The sequence below is a fragment of the Kluyvera chengduensis genome (assembly GCF_044197065.1).
In the GTDB taxonomy this organism is placed as follows: Bacteria; Pseudomonadota; Gammaproteobacteria; order Enterobacterales; family Enterobacteriaceae; genus Kluyvera; species Kluyvera ascorbata_C.
Window position 1 is genome coordinate 185246 of sequence record NZ_JBIQOI010000007.1, and the last position, 18633, is coordinate 203878.

At 52.1% G+C, this 18633-nt stretch carries 14 protein-coding genes; 13 read left to right on the forward strand and 1 reads right to left on the reverse strand.

The window, feature by feature from the left end:
- Positions 1-289 precede the first annotated feature (289 nt).
- From ACH1XZ_RS17640 to ACH1XZ_RS17695, 12 genes are all read left to right on the forward strand, one after another.
- On the forward strand, positions 290-1027 hold the full coding sequence (locus ACH1XZ_RS17640; protein WP_040232073.1) for a glycine zipper domain-containing protein: 738 nt from the start codon (positions 290-292) through the stop codon (positions 1025-1027).
- 79 nt (positions 1028-1106) lie between these two features.
- Positions 1107-1589, forward strand: a complete 483-nt coding sequence (locus ACH1XZ_RS17645) for a hypothetical protein (RefSeq protein WP_270502559.1) — start codon at positions 1107-1109, stop codon at positions 1587-1589.
- Positions 1590-1670: 81 nt separating this feature from the next.
- Positions 1671-2783 (forward strand): tellurite resistance domain protein, encoded by a 1113-nt coding sequence (locus ACH1XZ_RS17650; protein ID WP_073970863.1) that lies wholly within the window; start codon positions 1671-1673, stop codon positions 2781-2783.
- A gap of 49 nt (positions 2784-2832) precedes the next feature.
- Positions 2833-4278: an SrfA family protein gene (locus ACH1XZ_RS17655; protein ID WP_270502560.1), complete on the forward strand. Its 1446-nt coding sequence runs from the start codon at positions 2833-2835 to the stop codon at positions 4276-4278.
- Positions 4279-4295: 17 nt separating this feature from the next.
- Positions 4296-7364 carry a virulence factor SrfB gene (locus tag ACH1XZ_RS17660; protein WP_075849349.1) on the forward strand — a complete coding sequence of 1023 codons (3069 nt, stop codon included), beginning with the start codon at positions 4296-4298 and terminating at the stop codon, positions 7362-7364.
- Positions 7364-10078, forward strand: a complete 2715-nt coding sequence (locus tag ACH1XZ_RS17665) for a putative virulence factor (RefSeq protein WP_270502561.1) — start codon at positions 7364-7366, stop codon at positions 10076-10078. The genes ACH1XZ_RS17660 and ACH1XZ_RS17665 overlap by 1 nt, the downstream gene beginning before the upstream one ends.
- Entirely contained in the window at positions 10072-11091 is a 1020-nt protein-coding gene (locus ACH1XZ_RS17670; RefSeq protein ID WP_270502562.1) for a hypothetical protein, read from the forward strand. The genes ACH1XZ_RS17665 and ACH1XZ_RS17670 overlap by 7 nt, the downstream gene beginning before the upstream one ends.
- Complete coding sequence (locus ACH1XZ_RS17675) at positions 11088-13055, forward strand: vWA domain-containing protein (RefSeq protein ID WP_040232062.1); 1968 nt, start codon at positions 11088-11090, stop codon at positions 13053-13055. The genes ACH1XZ_RS17670 and ACH1XZ_RS17675 overlap by 4 nt, the downstream gene beginning before the upstream one ends.
- Complete coding sequence (locus ACH1XZ_RS17680) at positions 13055-13780, forward strand: ABC transporter ATP-binding protein (RefSeq protein ID WP_047660990.1); 726 nt, start codon at positions 13055-13057, stop codon at positions 13778-13780. Before ACH1XZ_RS17675 ends, ACH1XZ_RS17680 begins: the two co-directional genes overlap by 1 nt.
- Positions 13770-14984 (forward strand): ABC transporter permease, encoded by a 1215-nt coding sequence (locus ACH1XZ_RS17685; RefSeq protein ID WP_025999345.1) that lies wholly within the window; start codon positions 13770-13772, stop codon positions 14982-14984. The genes ACH1XZ_RS17680 and ACH1XZ_RS17685 overlap by 11 nt, the downstream gene beginning before the upstream one ends.
- 49 nt (positions 14985-15033) lie before the next feature.
- Positions 15034-16602 (forward strand): formylglycine-generating enzyme family protein, encoded by a 1569-nt coding sequence (locus ACH1XZ_RS17690; protein WP_040232056.1) that lies wholly within the window; start codon positions 15034-15036, stop codon positions 16600-16602.
- Between the two features lie 35 nt (positions 16603-16637).
- Positions 16638-17141, forward strand: a complete 504-nt coding sequence (locus ACH1XZ_RS17695; RefSeq protein ID WP_047660992.1) for a hypothetical protein — start codon at positions 16638-16640, stop codon at positions 17139-17141.
- 59 nt (positions 17142-17200) lie between these two features.
- Here the strand turns inward: ACH1XZ_RS17695 and ACH1XZ_RS17700 are convergent, their stop codons facing one another.
- A complete protein-coding gene (locus ACH1XZ_RS17700; RefSeq protein ID WP_077249813.1) occupies positions 17201-17656 on the reverse strand; it encodes an IrmA family protein in 456 nt (151 codons plus the stop codon).
- Positions 17657-18212: 556 nt separating this feature from the next.
- Here ACH1XZ_RS17700 and ACH1XZ_RS17705 point away from each other — a divergent pair.
- Complete coding sequence (locus ACH1XZ_RS17705) at positions 18213-18569, forward strand: hypothetical protein (RefSeq protein WP_395596583.1); 357 nt, start codon at positions 18213-18215, stop codon at positions 18567-18569.
- Positions 18570-18633 lie beyond the last annotated feature (64 nt).

Sequence of the window (18633 nt, forward strand, 5' to 3'; positions counted from 1 at the left end):
CGAAAATGTCGATTATTTTTGAAAAAGATGTGTTTCAGCAGCAAGGCCAACATAAAGTGATACGAAAACACAAAATTGCATAAGCTGTCAGTGCGGGATACCTACGAACACATAATAACGCATTGCAATTAATTTATTGCTTATTATTTAAATACTCTTTGAATAGCTCTTTTGACATCTTATAACTAATACAATAATCAGTAATGTCGGACAAAATCATTACTAATTCTAAATTTTTAGTTGATACAGCTTGCTTGTCGTTACTTAATTATTTTTAAGGAAAAAGATTGTGAATACATTTAACCGAACTACCACATGCATCGTGATTTCCGCAGCATTGTTACTTGGAGGCTGTGCCAATACCGGAAGCTCTCTCCTGTCTGGGACAAAGCCGGATCCTCGCCTTACCACCACAGAACAATCACAGTTCTTTAGCGCTTCTGGTGCACAAGGTTGTGGCGTAGGCGCCGTATCCGGCGCAGCTCTCGGCGCGTTAGTAGGGGCGCTAGCAGGTGACTCGAAGAAAGCGCTTGCCGGCGCTGCAATTGGTGGCGCAGCTGGCTGTGCTGCAGGTATGACCGCTAACTACTATCTTGATGGCCTGAAAAAAGATTATGCCTCTACAGCCGATCGTCTGCAGGCTATGGATAATGACATCAGCAAAGATACCGCAGCGGTTGAAAAATCGACGCTGGCGATGAAACAAGTTATTAGCGAAAACCAGGCCACCTTAACCAAAATCAGCATCCAAAAAGATAAAGCTGGATTTGATAAAGTCGGTGCGAAAACCCAGCTGGCGCAAATTGATGCCAACATCAGCAAGATGAAAGAGACCATGAAAGGCATGAAGGATAAAGAATCTGCCTATAAGGTCGCTTTACAAGGTCAAACGACCACCACAAGTGCAGAGAAAAGCAAGCTGGCAAATTTGAACAAAGAATATGCCAATCTCAATAGCAAGATTGCTGCTCTGGAACAAGAAACCAACGAGCTGTATGAACAGCGCCAGGCGATCTCCCTTGGTTAACCCTTTCGGCCGATAGCATTATCGGCCGGTTTAAGACTGCTTAAAGCAGCGTTATTCGACGCTAATGATGGATTATTTGATGAGAAAATACGCACTTCTTGCCGCCCTTGTCCTTACGGGTTGTACTACGTCCCCCCAGGACTGTGATTTACACGCACAAGATCCAAGCTTTATTACCAAACTGAGCTGCGCCACGTCGGGTGGTTATCGTCAGCAGGTTGATCAAAAAGAACAGCAGGTTCGCCTGAGCCAATATCAAAATGAATCGGCCAGGCAACAGCAGGATTATACCCAAAACAGACAGCAGACCTTAAATCAAAAGCTGGCAGATGAACAAGCAAGGCTAAATGCCGTGCGTTCGGATCTGTCGCAGACTCTCGCAAAACTGAAATCAAGCAAGATTCAAAGCCGCGAACGCCAGCAGGAAATTGCCAAATTGCAGGAGCTGCAGCGCCAGTCACAAGCGGCAACGAGCGCCAGCGAAATTTCAGCGATTGAGAAAAAGGTCGCCGAAGCCAAGCACAAAATTAAAGTTCTCGAAGAAGCAAATACGCTCCGCTAAAAGCGCAGAAAACGTTCCGGCTGTCTGAGATGCGATGATACACATCTCATGCATATCACCCACAACAATAATGATTTGCTTATGCAACGATTAACAACTGCCGCGCCGATTGATGAAGCAACGCTGACAACCTATGAAGAGACGGTCGGTATCATACATCGTCATCTTCCTCCTTCACTGGCGCTGCTGTATGCCACCGCGCGTCGCAATGCCGAAGGACGCCTGGAGTGGTGGACAGCACGTCAGGGGCTGGCTAAACCTTTTTCCGCACTGAATGACGCCGAACGGCTGACTGTTGAGAATAAACGTCAGCAATATCAGGACATTCTGGCGGGGTTAATCAGCCAGCTGGCCGCGCGCGGCGAAGATAAGTCAGCACATGCGTTGCAAACGCTGCTCACCCAATCACACCACCTCGACGGCTATAGCGTCGGCGGCGAACCGGTGTTGGTCAATTGGGCCACAGCCAGCACAGCGGCACCCCTCCATACAGTAGTGGTTATCCCCTGGTGGCGCGGTTTTCTTCCTTGGCTGGCATTATTGCTACTGCTGCTCCTGCTCGTCGGTGTCTGGTGGTGGTTTACACATCGCCCGGCCGTGAAGCTCCCCGTTGTTACACCAACCCATACCGAATTAACTGACACCAATCCCAGCGTGAAGCTTGAGAAACGTCAGGATTTTGGCCGGATAAAAATCAATCTGCAGTGGAAGCAGGGGGACCACAAAGAGCCTGTCGATCTCGATATTGCCGCCTTTGTGCGCTTAAAAAACGGTGAAATCAGCGGCGCTGAGGCGCTGAGTCATTTGCCCGGCAACTATGACCAGCCACCGTATCTGCTGCTGCAGGAAGATCTGCGTGAAGGCAATGACGTGGATGGCGAATGGCTTTTCGTCAACGGCAGCCACTGGCAGGACATTGATGAGGTGCTGATTTATAGCTTCATTTACGCTGGCACCGATAACTGGCAAGGGACAAACGCCTCCGTCACCCTCTATGTCCCCGAACAGCAGCCGATTACATCCATGCTCACGGATAGCGACCAGCGTAATAATGTCGCCGCCATCGCCAGGCTCAAAAATGTCGATGGCAATATTCAGGTTGAACGCCTTGACCGTTTCTTCCCCGACCGCGAGTCGATGGATAAGCACTATGGCTGGGGTTTCAAATGGACGCCCGGCGCGACCAAAAATTAGCCTGTACCACTGTGGCTTTAGTCAAATTACAGCCTTTAAGGGTTAGATAATGCGAAATTCGATTCAGGGACCACTACTTCGTACCGGAAATAACTCTTCATTCAAGGCGCTGGGTGAAACGGGCTATCCTGTTTTCAAGATGGCCTTCCAGCTACGCGAAGCCATCTATCGTCTTGATGCAGGGCGCGATCTGGCCCGTCATCTGGCTATCCCGCAAAACGATCAGGGCGGTGACAGAACCGACTGGTACAGCAGTTTTCCCGGCGATGTTATCCCGTGGAGCGGCGCAAGCGAAGCGGAGCGAGAATCGGCGCGCCAGCAATTTAATGCGTTTCAAATGGCAGTGCAGTCACTAAGCGAACAGCTGCTCAACGCGGAGCAAAGCGGAACCGGCGGCGATCGTCGGGTCTTTGCCCAGTTGCTTAAATCTGTGACCCATTTCCCCGATTATGAGTTTGTCTATCTCGTTAATGGAACGCTGGTGATCACCTTTTGGGGGTTTGTCCACCCGGAAGGGGAACAACGTCACCCGATGCATTGGCTGAGTTCATCGTCCGTTCCCGCCGCCGCCCTCGCGGCCGTTCCGCCGCAGGCCAGCGCCACGGAAAAAACCGTCGAACCCGCTCCCGCGCCCTTTGTTGATATTCGAACGCGCCGCTGGCGCTGGCGTTGGTTGCTATGGCTACTTTTGGCGTTACTGCTGCTGGCGCTGCTGTTAGGGCTGCTCCGCGGCTGCGCTCCTTCTCTTTCCCTGCCGGGCCTCCCTGGCCTTTCTGCGGATAAAACCACGGCCACCGCTGAACCTGTGGCTACGCACCCGGCCACCAGCACCCATGACGTGGCGATCAGGGAGTCAGAAACCGCCGTTGGCGCTCGCGCCGTACCCGGCATTGTGGAAGGGTCAACCGCGGACGCGCATCCTGCGCTGGATTCAACGGTGCCCGCGATGCCTGCCGACACATCTGACAGAGCGGTAGACGGCGATGCGCCGCCGCCGGCTAACGCAAATGAAGCCAGCGTAGAACCGCCACTGCCGCCCGGCGTACAGGATACCCACGACGAGCAGACGCCTCCGGGCGTGACTCCGGTAACCGCCCCGCCGCTCGTTGCGCCGCAGGGCGAACCGTTAACCCTCCCGGCCACGCTGCCGGACGGCCCGGCGAAGTTTCTTAACGGCGAATGGCGCGTGAATGGCGGTATTCAGGACAAGCACACCGGACGCCCGCTCCAGCTGCAATATAATTTTGACCAGGGCAACGGCACCGTCAGCGTCCGCCAGTCCAGCGGCGTAACGTGCCGTGGCCCAGCCAACGGTAACGTGCAGCAGGGGGCGCTCAACATTACCAACCCTGAGCAAATGATCTGCAGCGATGGCTCAAACTTTATTGTGCCGACCATCGAGTGCAAATCACCTTCCGCGGGTCATGCCGATTGTATTGGCAGCAACGATGGGGAAAAAACCTTCCCGATTCGTATGCTTCAACCTAATTCCTGAACAGGGACGAGATAACTATGTTGCCCGAGATTGTATCTTTTGATCGTCAAGTAACCCTGGTAGGCGACTCCGGGATCCAGTTTATGGATTTTGGTTTGTCTCCAGGACGTTTGCCCGCCGGTGAATTTGTTAAATTAGCCAATGGCGTATTGACCCGTTTAATCTACAACGAACAGCGTGATTACTATTTTTATCAGCCCAGCCCGGCAAATATCGAGAAGGCTAAAAGCCAGTACGATATTCCCGTTGAGCAGAGTCTTAAGCTGTTTGACGGGACATGGTTGCCGCTTCCCCTACTCCGTTTCAGCCCGCCTGACGTCTATCAGGAAGGGCCGCTAAACTGGGCGCGTTTTCGTATCGTCAAGCTGGACAAGCCTGATATGGATGGGCATAGCCATCGAATGACGTTGGCTATCGATACTCGCGTAATGGCCAAACAGCAGGCCGCCGCCGACCTCAGCCCGAACCAGGAAGATGTCAATGCCGGGGCAACCTTTGCGGTGGCGACAGCCACTTATGCCCTTAACTGGTATCTCACGCAAGAGTGGATTGTCGACTGGCTGAAAGAGGTATTTAAAGAGGCGAGCAAAGGCCGGGATATCGACGAACGCGAGCAGGAGCTTAACCAGCAGTATCCGCTGGCGCACTACCTTAACCTTCTTTCACTGATGGCGATTCCCGTCGAAGGTTTGCAAAGTCAGACCGCCCCCATCATTGAATTGCCGCAGTTCAGGGTCATCGCCAATCGGGAAACTAACGCTATCAAGCCTATTCCCGTTGATTTGATCCTCGATGTCGGTAACTCACGCACCTGCGGTATTCTCATTGAAGATCATGGGCAATCAGGTTCAGGTATGCAGCACAACTATGTGCTCAAATTGCGCGATCTTAGCGCGCCGGAACATGTTTATACCGAACCCTTTGAAAGCCGGGTCGAATTTTCACAGGCCTTCTTCGGCAAAGATCACTGCTCGGTGCGTAGCGGCCGCCACGATGCCTTCCAGTGGCCGACGATCGCTCGTATCGGCGGAGAAGCGGGTCGTTTAGCGGCGCGCCGAAAAGGCAGCGAAGGTTCAACCGGCCTCTCCAGCCCTAAACGTTATCTTTGGGATGAAAAATATTACGGTCAGGGCTGGCGATTTAACGGTAGCTACGTGCAGGACAGTAATCCACTCGCCACCGCTGCGCCGTTCGCGAATCTGATCGATGAACGGGGCGAGGCGTTACACACCATCGAAGATGAGATGGATCGCATCCCGGTCTTTACGCCACGCTATTCTCGCAGTTCTCTGATGACCTTTATGCTCGCGGAAGTATTAACCCAGGCGATTAGTCAGATTAATAGCCCGGAACAGCGCATACGTCAGGGACACGCAGGTATTCCGCGTCAGCTACGCCATATTATTCTGACCGTGCCGCCCGGTATGCCGATGGCTGAACGTTGCGTACTGGATGACCGTATGCGTCAGGCGGTCGGTTTAGTCTGGAAAGCGCTACGCTGGCACAACGGCGAAAACGATCCTTATGAGGATGAGCAAGAAGATCATAGTCAGACAAACATTAAAATTCCGCTGCCAAAAATCAGGGTCGAGTGGGATGAAGCGTCCTGCGCGCAGTTGGTTTATCTCTACACCGAGATAAACCAAAACTTTGCCGGTCACCCGGAGTCGTTTTTCGACGCCCTTAGCCGACCCGACAGCACGCAACGTGAAAGAATATCCATCGCATCTATCGATATCGGCGGCGGCACCACCGATCTGGTCATCACCGATTATCATCTCGATCGCAATGGTCATAGTGGGGGCGGCGCTAACGTCCATATCATCCCGCAGCAGCGTTTTCGCGACAGTTTTAAAATTGCCGGCGACGATATTCTGCTAGATGTCATCCAGTCCTATGTGCTTCCAGCCTTTGAGCAGGCGCTGCGTGAAACGGGGGTCATATCCGTTGAGACGCTGATGTCTCAACTGTGCGGCTCGCAAAATATTAGCGCGGCGGAATCCGTGCTGCGCCAGCAGCTCACCCTGCAACTCTTCGTTCCCCTCGCGTTGCACATTCTGGGTAAATACGAGCAATTCGATCCGCTGGACGAGCAAACGCATATCGTGATTAACCAACGTGTCGGCGATCTACTGCCGGTAGGTTCTCTGCGTGATGAAGTCGAGGGCTTTGTTCGCCGCGAAGTACAAAAAGCTGGTGGCCCGACCGATTTCAAACTGGCGGAGGTAATGCTCACTCTGCCGCTCGCCAGAGTGCATAACGATTTGTGCTCGGGTAAGTTCAACATTGATAAAGTGCTAACCGCGCTGTGCGAAGTGCTGAGCTATTATCATTGCGACCTGCTACTGCTGACGGGCCGCCCTTCGCAGCTGCCGGGCATTCAGGCAATTATCCGTCGCAACCTGCCGTTGCCGCCGGGGCGTATTTTACCGCTGCACGGTTATCAGACCGGCACCTGGTATCCGTTCCATAAAAATGGCCATATCGACGATCCGAAGAGCACCGCCTCCGTTGGCGCGATGCTCACACAGCTGTGCGCAAATCACAGCATTCCTAACTTCCATTTCCGTACCTCGGCGCTGAAGCCTTACTCAACGATTCGCCATATTGGCACCATTGATATGGATAACCTGATTCGCAGTGCCGATATCGTTTATCGCCATATCGAATCGGAGAACGGGCAGATAAAACTGCCGACATTCACCGACGAAAATGGCGAGAACACCACGCAAAGTATCATCATGCGTGGCGATTTGCGGCTGGGTTATCGTCAACTGGATGCCGAACGTTGGGCCGCCGCACCGCTTTATACCTTACGTTTTAGCGAAGAAGGCCGTAAGAAGTTTTCCGCCGCCTTCTCCGTGGATAACGGTTCACCGTACCTGAAAGTGAGACTGGCTATCGACAAAGGCAAACGGGCGCGCCAACTGGGCTTAATCAGCGATCGGTTGATGATTGCGGATATCACCAGCAACACCGATAAGTCATTCAGCAAGCGTGATGTAGATCTGGAACTCAATACTATGCCCGATACGGGGCTCATTGATAGCCGACACTGGCTCGATAGCGGGAGTGTTAAAAAATAATGAATAGCGATCAAAAATCTCTCACTCAGGGTTGGGCAGCTATCGCTCAGGGCTGTCAGGACGCACTTGGCTGGGTTGATGCAGTGCGTTCCGGTTCACGTCGCCTCGACAACGAGGCGGATAAACTCAACCTTAGCTTGCTCCGCACGCGTAACCAGGCCAATAGCCTGACGTTGGTCGCCAGAACGCCAATGACCGTCGGTTTTTTTGGCATTTCTCAGGCCGGGAAATCCTATCTAATCTCCGCGCTGGCAGCGGGCAGCAATGGTTCACTGGAAGCCCTTTATGGCGAACGGCGCGTCGACTTTATCAAAGAAGTGAATCCCGTCGGCGGCGGTAAAGAGGCCACCGGCCTGGTCACCCGCTTCACCCGCCAGGCCCCCGCTGCGCCTGCGGGCTATCCTGTGCCTCTGCGCCTGTTCAGTGAAATCGATCTGGCCAAAATTCTGGCAAACGCCTGGTTTAATGATTTCAACCACGAGCAGCTGAGCTTTCAACTTGATGAAGCCAGGGTTGAAGAGCGACTGCGCCCCTTCCTACAACGCGCCACACAAGCAAAAAGCTATAACGGCGTGAGCCAGGAAGATGTGGTTGCCTTATGGGATTACCTGAACGCCTCGTTCAGAAAATCGGTTGAAAAACTTGAACACGCCTATTGGCCGCAGGTGTTGAAAATTGCCCCTGCGCTGAGTCCTGGTGAACGCGCAGAGCTATTTTCTTTATTGTGGGGAGAACTGCCGGCCCTCACCGAGACCTATCGTTCATTAGCCAATGTGCTGACCAAACTCAATCATGCCCGGACGGTGTTCGCCCCGCTGGAGACGCTGATCGATCACAGTAATGGCAGCATTATGAACGTCGACAGCCTTAACCGGCTAGGCTCCAGCCAGGATCGCCACGTGGAGATCCGCTACTGGAAAGAGGAACAGCAAATCGGCAGCGCCAGCTTAACCCAGGCGGAACTGGCAGCGTTAACCACCGAGCTTATCTTCCCGTTAGCGGAAGTCGAGGCCGACAGCGTCGTGGAGCAGGTCGATCTGCTTGACTTCCCTGGGTATCGCGGGCGTCTTAAAATTACCGCACTGGAAGAGGCCGGTAGAGAGGGGCTTAATCCCATTTGCCAGCTTCTGCTGCGCGGTAAAGTCGCCTATCTGTTTGAACGTTACACCGATAATCAAGAGATGAACGCGCTGGTCGTGTGCGCCAGCTCCGCCAAACAGAGCGATGTTGCTGACGTCGGTCCGGTATTAAACCGCTGGGTAGAAAAAACGCAGGGTAAAAGCGCCGAAGAACGTCAGGGCCGTAACCCTGGGCTGTTCTGGGCCATCACCATGTGCGATATGCGCATCAACAGCAGTCTGCAACTCACCACCGAACAGTTAAAAGAAGGCTGGGAAGGTATGCTGCACATGACCTTGCTGGAGCGTTTCGCCCAATATGATTGGCTGCAGCAATGGGCGCCCGGCCAGGCGTTTAATAACTGTTTCCTGGTGCGAAAACCGGGGCTGGATAATCCGTTCATCGACCTAAAAGACGGTGCAGAACAGGAGCGAAACAAGGAAGCGTGCATCACCGAGCGCTATCGCCAGAAGCTCGACGAAATGGGCAGCACCTTCATTAGCGCTAAAAACGTGCTGCAACACGTCACCGAGCCGAGCAAAGCCTGGCACGCGATGCTCGAGCTCAACGATGGCGGCATGGGACGCTTAACCAAAGCGCTGCGCGGCGTCGCGCATCTGGAATTCAAGCTGGCACGTTTGCAGCAACAACTTGAGCAGTGTCGCGAGGAGACCGGCAATCGCCGCCTGGGCCGCTGGTACGAAAAAGACGGCGACGGGCAGCTCGTGAAAAAACAGGCCATCGCGAAAGAGCTATGGCAGGGGCTGTCCGCCTGCTCCCACAGTATGGGAGAGCTAATTAATCGTCTGGATCTGCCGACGCAGGAGCTTAATAACATCTATTTAAGCATTCGCGACCGCAACCCGGAACCGTCAAGCGATGGCGACAGCCTGGCGGCAAACGCGTTTACCGCCAGCCCATTTGGCAACAACCCCTTCGGTGATAACCCGTTTGGCAGCGATCCATTCGCCGCCGCACCGGCTGAAATCGCCGTGGATGACGCGCCAGCGTCAACTGCCCAGGAAAGAGTCGGCCAGGACGATGATTTCGCCCATCAGGCGTTTAAAGCCTGGGTCGCGCATCTGCGTGAACTGCCGCAGCAAGCGCCGCAGTGGCGTCAGTTGGGGATGAACAGCGAACTGATTAATCATCTCAGCGAAGAATTGATCACCGCAGCCACGCGCCTCGATCTGGAAGGCACGCTGAAACGCGCGCTGGCGGGTCAGGAGCAAGCGGGTACGCGGCGTGAACATCTTATGGCACGCCAGGTTCTGCGAGCCCAACTGACTATGCGTGATTTTATCGCCTGGTTTGGTTATCTCACTCTACCGCCTGAAAAGGTGCCCAACAGCTACGTTGGCGAGAAAAATAAAGTCTTCCTGCGCCAGAAACCGCTGATGAACGACGAGCTGCCGCAGCTCGCCGCCGTTGCGCCGCAGCCGGGTGTCTCTTATCTGGGAGACTGGCTATCCGCCCTGATGAGCGTCGTACTTGATAACGCTGGTCATAGCGCCACGCGCGATATTTCCGTCGAACATAATCGCCAACTTGGTCAGATTATCAGCCAATTAAAACAAGAGAACATGCCATGCTAGCTAAAATCATCACCTGCCAACCGGCAGAGCCGGGTACCGCACAATTGATGGTTCGCCTGCGCGGCGAAACTGCGGTGCTGCCCGATCTGACCTTTACGCTTTGTAATAACGAGCAGAACTATCTGCAGCCCGATGGCAGCTGGAGCCCTGCACAGCACTGGTTTACTGTCAACGGCGGTTACTCCCTGGCCAACGGCAGCGGCTTTCGTATCGGCCCTACTTTACTTGACCCTTTGCTGGCAAACGCAAGCCAGGTCCAGATTCAGATCAAGCTGGCTTCAGGAGAAGTGCGCAATACCACCCTCCAATTGGTGCGTGATGAGTTGCTCTCTTCTGAAGCCAGGGGCGCGACGGGTAATTACAGCAGCAGCAGTATGCTGGCAACCCCAGAAACCGACTCCGCACCAGTGGCCATCGTAGAAGCGCCCGTCGCAGAATCTGAAACCATTGCGCCGACCATTCATGCCGAGCCGCAGCCGCAACAAAAACCTGCGGCTTCCCGCCTCCCGCTCATCATCGCCGCCATCCTGCTTTTAGTGGTGATTGCTGGCGCGCTTTGGTGGTTCATGGGCCGGGACAAAGGTCAGGAGGTGGTCCCGGCGGTACAAGCTCAGCAAGCCCCCGCCGCCGCCGCCCCTGAAGCGACGAACACCGAGCCTAAAGCCCCGGCTGGCTGTTCCGCACAGAGTTTAGACACGCTGAGCGAGCTTGAATTCGTGCAGACGTGCGTTCAGGAAAAACTCGATAGCGATAAACTGCTGGCCATTATCCAGTCAGCGAAAGAGGCGAAGAAATGCGGCGTCGCCCAGCGCCTGTACGCAAATCGCGCGCAGGGCGGCGATACCAAAATCGCCCTGATTTACGCCGGTGAGTACGATCCGAAATACCATCAGGCAAGCGAATGTTTCAAAGAGGCGGATAAAGATACCGCGGCCTATTGGTACGAAACGGTACTACAATCAGAACCCGAGAACCAAACGGCTAAGCAGCACCTTGAGGAGCTAGCAAAATGACCCGGACTTTTTTTTGCCGTCTGGCGCTGCCATTATGCGGCCTGTTGTTCAGCGGGCACCTCTTTGCCGCCGAGGGCGATAAACCGCTGCTTCAGGAAGGGAAGAAAACGCTATACCAGCGCATCCTGACGACGCCAGGCTGTAAGCTTAGCGACAACGCCGGGGATGAAAATGGGCAGCTTCAGCCTGCCTTTAGCAGCCTTTATGTTTATCAAAAGGAAGAGGCTAAGGGGCAAAGCTGGCTTAAAGTCGGGCCGGATAGCTATGGCAAAACCCTTGGCTGGTTGCCGAAATCCTGTACCGTAGACTGGAAAATGCAGCTGACGCTGGCGTTTACCAACCCGGCCAACCGCGATCGGTTACTCTTTTTCAAAGAGAAAGAAAGTCTGGATAACATTCTTTCTGCCCCCGATCCTGTCTCTCTGGTGGCGCCGCTGCGCGCCAAATTGAAGCGTGACGGCCACGCTGAAGGTATTCAGGCCCAGGAGCCGGAATATTTTGTCGATCTGCAAAAGCAATTTTATCTGCTGCCAATCCTGAGCGGCGAAGAGGTCATGACCGAAGATGGCTTCTATACGCGCCTGCTCAACGTGGCCTCCGTCAGCAAGGCGGATGATAACGCAGCGGCAAAACAAGATAACGACGTAAACCAGTTGAAAGGCTTTAACGCTTCGGTGGTGTTCGTTATCGATTCAACCATTTCAATGGGGCCGTATATTGAGCGCACTAAAGAGGCGGTCAATAAGATCTACGACAAAATTAAACAAGAGCATCTGGATGGGCAGGTCAAGTTTGGTTTGGTCTCTTATCGTTCAAATACCAAAGCCGTACCGGGACTTGAATATAACACCCGCATTTTCGCCGACCCTAACCAGGTCAAGGACGGCGCGGATTTTCTGCAGAAAGTCGCCGATCTTAAAGAAGCGAAGGTCTCAAGCTCTTTATACGACGAGGATGCCTATTCCGGCGTGTTATCAGCTATTGATGACATTGACTGGAGTCCATTCGGCGCCCGCTATATGGTGCTGATTACCGATGCTGGCGCGATTGAGGGCAGCAATAAACTTTCAGGAACCGGCCTTGATGCCAGCCAGCTCCGTCTGGAAGCCGGTAACCGCGGCATTGCTATTTATACGTTGCACCTGAAAACCGCCAGCGGCAAAGCAAACCATACCAAAGCCGAGGGCCAGTACCGCGATCTCTCCAATTTTGATAGCACGCAATCTAACCTTTATCAGGCGGTGAATGCAGGCGATATCAAAATGTTCGGTCAGCAGGTTGATGCCCTGGCGTCAGCCATTACGGAACAGGTGAAAGCCGCCTATATGGGGGATGCCGCCATTGGCAGCGCGCTGTATGCCAAAGATGAGGGGCAAAAGCTCACGGCGGAGCAGAAATTGCTCCAGGATACGGCGTTAATCGGGCATGCGATGCAGTTAGCCTATTTGGGCAAACGCAACAGCACCCAAGCCCCGCTGGTGTTCCAGGCCTGGATTAGCGATCGCGATCTGATTAAGCAGAACATCCCCACAACAGATGTTCGCGTGCTCTTAACCAAGGGACAGCTGAGCGATTTAAGCGATGCCGTCAGCCAGATTCTGAAAGCCGCTAATGAAGGGATGATCTCGCCCACTAAGATGTTTGAACAACTGCGCACCGTTGCGGCAACAATGGGGACCGATCCTAACCAGTTGAAACAGCAAGACAGCGCGAGCATCGGCGATCTTGGCGTGCTGGGCGAGTATCTGGCCGATCTTCCCTACAAAAGCGATGTGCTGAATCTCGATGAAGAAACGTGGAAAAGCTGGGATGGGCTGTCACAGGAGAAATTTATCCGCACACTGTCATCCAAGCTGCGTCACTATCAAAAATATAATGCAGATGTCGACCGCTGGGTCGAGCTGGCGCAAGGTAGCGATCCGCGCGATCGCGTGTATCCCATCCCACTGGAAATGATGCCCTGATGCTGCACATTGAAGACTTGTGCGTGGTTCGTGGTCAGGATCATCAGGCTCACCGTGTTTACCTGCCGCAGCTTTCGCTGCGGCCAGGCGAGGTGGTGGCGGTAACGGGTGAAAGCGGCTGCGGTAAAAGCACGCTTCTGGAAGCCATTGGTTTAGTGTTGCATCCCAGCAAAATTGGGCGTTTCACGCTCAGCAAAGGGACACAGCAGCAGGATATTGCCGCGTTGCTTCTGGGCGAGCGACATAATACACTCGCTGCGATTCGGGCACGCGAACTTGGCTTTGTATTACAAAACGGTGGCCTCCTTCCCTACCTGAACGTCAAAGATAATATTCTCTTGCCGTGCCAGCTGCTGGGAGCCCGCCCTGACAGCACCATGCTGGATAGGGTCATCGACACGCTAAAACTGTCGCCACTACTGGCAAAATATCCTACCCAGCTCTCCTTTGGCGAACGGCAGCGCACCGCTTTTGCGCGCGCGATATTACATCGCCCGGCGCTGGTACTGGCAGATGAACCGACGGCGGCGCTCGATCCCTACAATGCCCAGAAACTATTTAGCCTGTTTATCGAACTAGTCCGTCAGGAAGACATGATGGCGCTGGTCGTTTGCCATGACTGGCCTCTGGTCAAACACTTCAATTTACCCTGTTTAGCTGCGCAGCCAGAATCGCTGACGGCGTCATCACAGAGCGAACGGGGAGGTACTTACTTTGTCCTTTAATCGTGCAAGACTGCTCGGTCGCCTTGCAATGCAAGACCTGTGGCACGATCGCATCATCTCTTTTTGCATCGTCTCCTCTCTTGTTGCGGTCATCGCCCCTTTACTGCTCCTTTTTGGCCTGCGCTTTGGCATTGTGAACCAGTTACAAAACGATCTGGCCAACGATCCCCGCAATCTGGAGATCCGCATGTTGAGCAGCGGAAGCTACGATCAGCACTGGATCACGCAGCTACGGCAGCGGCCTGATGTCGGCTTCGCCATCGGGCAAACGCGCTCGCTCAATACGCTGACTGACTTGCAGACGGACAGCACACATTTTATTGAAAATGCGGAAGTCATTCCGACAGAGGCTGGCGATCCTTTGCTCGGCACGCAGGTGCTCCATCATGACCATGAAGTTGTTATTACTCAGGAAGCGGCACGCAAGCTGGCGGTGAAAACCGGTGATACGCTCACGCTACGCGTGAGTCGTATGCTCGATGAACGCCGCGAATGGGGACGTAAGCGCGTGACCGTGGTGGGGATTTTGCCAGCCACCTATTTTAATCGCCCCGCTATCTTTACCCGCCCCGCGTTATTAATGGCTCTTGAACATTTTCGCGATGGCTATGCGGTAACAGCGTTAGGGGTCGCCAGCGGCGCTCAGCTTAACGGTAACGCGCCGCGCTACGCCCGCGCAAGGTTGTACGCACGCGATATTGACCATGTCGCCAGCCTTGAACGCGATTTGCGCGCCCAACGCATCGAAACCACCAGTCGGCTGGCGGATATTGAGAATGTAAAAAGCATTAACCGAGTGTTGGGCATCATCTTTAACACGATCGCCATCACCGCGCTCATTGGCTGTATCGCCTCGTTAATCGGCTCGTTTATCGCCAATGTCGATCGTAAACGTAAGCATATTGCTGTACTTCGTCTGCTGGGCTTCACGCGACCAGCCGTAGGCGTTTACGTCATTAGTCAGGGCGCTTTGCTCAGCCTGATGGCCTATATCGGCGGTTTTGGCATCTATTTTTTAGCCAGCCAGATATTTAACCGGGCGCTGTCCACAAGCCAGGCCACCGGTCAGATGATTTGCAAGATAACGCCCTTACACGGCCTTATCGCACTCTTACTGACGCTGGTTGTGGCGACGCTGGTTGCCGGTATCGGTGCCTGGCGCGCGATCCATATTGAACCTGCGCAGAGCCTGCGCGAGGCATAACCCTTATTTTTTTAATTTGCCCTAAGCTCTATTTTAGCGGAGATCGTTCATGGCCTTTACTCCTTCCACATTATCGCGCTGCCTGGCGCTAGCCCTGCTGGTGAAGATCTCCCCCGCGCTGGCAGAACCGTGGGCAGAGAAAACCTATAATCCGAAGCCGGATAGCGATGACGTGATTTTGCCTATGCCCTGCGAAGGTTCGATGGTATTTCGTCGGGTAGAAATTCCAGTAGCCGGTCCTCTGGATGATATTCCCATCACCTTAGGGGAAGATGGCGGTGAATGGGGCTTTGTGGAACACAGTTATCCCACGTTTATCGCCGGTAGCTTTACTGAAACGCCCCAAAATAAAGGCCGTTATTATTTAATGGCGAAATATGAGCTGACGGCATTGCAATATCAGGCATTAACTTCCGATACTTGCCCGACACCATCGCGTAAACTTAGCCTCCCTCAAACCAGCATCAGTTGGTTTGAGGCCGTTAATTTCTCCGATAAATATAACCAGTGGTTACGCGCAAACGCGCTCGACAAGCTGCCGAAAGAAGATAACAAGCCAGGTTTTTTACGACTGCCCACCGAAGTAGAGTGGGAGTTTGCCGCGCGCGGCGGTCTGAAAGTGGATACCGCACAGTTTCGTGATTCCCGTTATCCGATGGACGACATCAAAAATTATGAGTGGTATTCCGGTTCGCAGTCCTCAAACGGGAAACTTCAGCTCATCGGTCTGTTAAATCCTAACCCGCTCGGCCTGTACGATATGTTAGGCAACGTCTCTGAGATGATGTTTACCCCCTTCTACCTCAATAAAATTAATCGATTGCATGGCCAGGCTGGCGGTTTTGTGGTGCGTGGCGGCAGCGTGATGTCCAGTGAGTCGGATATCCGCAGCGCTAGCCGTAAAGAAATTAACTATTACGATAATGCCCAGCCTTTTACCAGTAAAACAATGGGCCTGCGGTTGGTGCTGGTTTCCCAGGCAATTACCTCAACGGACCGGGTCAAACTTCTTGAGAAAAACTGGTCGACTCTCGGTGATGATAAAACGGGCGCAGAGAGCAGCAAATCCGGGTCCAATGATACGGCGAAAGCGTTAGGTAGCCTGGCTTCTGGCGTTGAAGACGGCGAGCTGAAGAAAAAGCTGAAAGATCTGGAAAACCAACTTCGTGCCAGCAACCAGCAGCAGCAAGAAGAAAGAGCACAGTCTATCCGCGCCAGCCTGAATCTGGGCTCTTTTCTCTGTACCAAATTACAGGACGATGGTCGTTTCCTTGACTTCCTCAATCACAATTATGAGCTGCTGTGCAAAGATAAAGACAGCAGCGATGCCAACTGTGCCATCCGCAAAAATAAGCTGGCGGAACAAACCGATCGTCTACAGCAGCTAACGAGCTACTACGCCAGCAGTCTGGTGGATTCCGGCACCCTGTATGGGCAAGCAGGGCTAAAAGGCGAAGTGAACGTGTTCAATCAGATGCTGACGCTGAATAAACGTCTTTCCGGTCTTAAGCCGTTCCTCGCTGCTCATTGGCAGAATCAGCAAAAATACCTAGCGAACGGCAAAATTGATACAGCTGGCTGGCTGGATACCTGCAAACAAGTAAAGAACGGCCACTAATCTTAAACATGTCAGTTTATAAAGGAGTAAGGAACGTGAAATTAACTCTACGAATTGCGGCGTTGACCATTGTCTGTATGTCACTCAGCCAGACAGCTTTAGCTGCGTCTTACAGTGCGGAGGATCAGGAACAATTAACGCTGGAATGCCTGCTCACCAATAATAAATACGCCAGCGCCTTTATTGCGCAGGATAGCGCGGGATATGCCCTGGGAACCCAGTCTGCTCCGACTGCTGAGCTGAATCTTGTCACTAATCAACCGGGGGTTAACGCCTACTATAATTCTCAGATGATCGCCGGTGGCTCGCTTTACTGGATACGTGTCGTCAAAGGCCCCTATGAATATATTGTTTACGATAAAGAGCAGCACGGCGATATGTCAGGTGTGGTTGTCACAAAAAAAGGGAAAAGAATCTTCCACAAAGATTGCAAGGAACCTATCAAGGTGGGTACACAAAACGATAGCAGCATCTTTAGTCGAGTTGCGCAAGAAGATACAGAAGGCGATCGTATTATCGATTTAATCAACAAAGCATAAACGCTTGTTGCGTTGTAATGGGGATGTATCTCTGTCATCCCCATAGAAGGCAGGTAAAATTACCGACTTTTTTGTACGCTCATTTTTAATGGTTGATAATATTGCGGATCAAACATCGACAGTGGCAGGGCATGGACTGAACCATCCGAAGACGTTTCCTCAACGTGGGTAATCACGATGTTGGCTGTATTTTCAACCGCATCACAGCTGAATTCAGTTGCCGAAAGGGTTGAGCGAGTTGCGCTGCTATCGCCAAACGGCTGAACATCAAGAGTTCCTTTTTCCAGAACGGCTCCCGATTTATCAGTTAATTGCAAGTTGACCATCAGGTTATTGAATGTCCCATCACCGCCGTTATCCAGCCGGAATACCAAAGAACACACGCCCTGCACCCAACTGCTATCCGTATTACGAATACTAATATACCGATGGTCATTCTCCGCACTCACTGCGGGTCCCACCATGCCGCCACAAAGTACAGCCAGCAATAAGCTGCATAATGTTTTCTTAATCATAATATTCTACGCCCTCATTCCTCACGCCGCCTCACCAACTTCTGTTCTCTTCCCCGACAGGCATGTCGGTTTTAGCCTATTTCAGTGCCAACTCAATCTGTTCTATTGCTTTCTAAGTATATTGTAATGAGCTATATGTTTAAAAAATAGTAATACACTAAACAAACTAGCACTTCAATTTAAAAGCGTTACTCACAAAAAATTAGAGCGATAATTAGTTCATTAAAAATAATAACGCTCCAAAATTAGTAATTTTTATTCTTTCTTGTTGCTTGTAGAAAAAATAGCCTGTTCAATAGGTCCTATGCATAACTCATTGAGATGGATCATTTGAGTATATGAACTGTTTTGCTAACGTCATTAATCGTTATTATGTAAATCAATGTCTTATTTTTCTACGTATATATAATACAAGATATAAGGAAATGGTATTCTATAAAAATATTGGTGCAGAATAATTAATGCGTAGTTGTTGCATGGATGTTTTTAAAAAGTTAACGAATGACTCCATGAATAACATAACATAATATAAATTAACAAATAGGTATAAAAAGTAATGGCTATTAAAATTCGTATGGAGAATCCACGTACTGGCGAGACAGTAACAGGATTTTATGGTTTTTCCTGGACTACATTGTTTTTCGGAGCGTTTCCAGCTCTTTTCAGAAAGGATTTCATAACCTTCATCGGTACTTTTATCGTGCTGATTATCCTTGCTTTTCTCACCATGGGTATTGGCTCGACGATTGGCATGATTATTTGGGCATTTATGTACAATAAGTACTATACAACTAATCTTATTAAGAAGGGTTTTGCTTTTGCAGGAACCAACACAGAGAATGAACTTGCATCAGGTAAGCTTAATCTCCGCTTAAATGCTGATAACTGCCTCACATACAGAATTGGTAATTAAGCATCTAATTGAGCCACCAATGAGTGGCTCATGTATTCATTATTCTTCAGGTACGAACTCAGTA

Excerpts from the sequence above, each read along its gene's own strand:
- ACH1XZ_RS17645 (WP_270502559.1), top strand. The coding sequence starts at position 1,107 with ATGAGAAAATACGCACTTCTTGCCGCCCTTGTCCTTACGGGTTGTACT.
- ACH1XZ_RS17650 (WP_073970863.1), top strand. The coding sequence starts at position 1,671 with ATGCAACGATTAACAACTGCCGCGCCGATTGATGAAGCAACGCTGACA.
- ACH1XZ_RS17655 (WP_270502560.1), top strand. The coding sequence starts at position 2,833 with ATGCGAAATTCGATTCAGGGACCACTACTTCGTACCGGAAATAACTCT.
- ACH1XZ_RS17660 (WP_075849349.1), top strand. The coding sequence starts at position 4,296 with ATGTTGCCCGAGATTGTATCTTTTGATCGTCAAGTAACCCTGGTAGGC.
- ACH1XZ_RS17665 (WP_270502561.1), top strand. The coding sequence starts at position 7,364 with ATGAATAGCGATCAAAAATCTCTCACTCAGGGTTGGGCAGCTATCGCT.
- ACH1XZ_RS17670 (WP_270502562.1), top strand. The coding sequence starts at position 10,072 with ATGCTAGCTAAAATCATCACCTGCCAACCGGCAGAGCCGGGTACCGCA.
- ACH1XZ_RS17675 (WP_040232062.1), top strand. The coding sequence starts at position 11,088 with ATGACCCGGACTTTTTTTTGCCGTCTGGCGCTGCCATTATGCGGCCTG.
- ACH1XZ_RS17680 (WP_047660990.1), top strand. The coding sequence starts at position 13,055 with ATGCTGCACATTGAAGACTTGTGCGTGGTTCGTGGTCAGGATCATCAG.
- ACH1XZ_RS17690 (WP_040232056.1), top strand. The coding sequence starts at position 15,034 with ATGGCCTTTACTCCTTCCACATTATCGCGCTGCCTGGCGCTAGCCCTG.
- ACH1XZ_RS17700 (WP_077249813.1), bottom strand. The coding sequence starts at position 17,656 with ATGATTAAGAAAACATTATGCAGCTTATTGCTGGCTGTACTTTGTGGC.
- ACH1XZ_RS17705 (WP_395596583.1), top strand. The coding sequence starts at position 18,213 with ATGGCTATTAAAATTCGTATGGAGAATCCACGTACTGGCGAGACAGTA.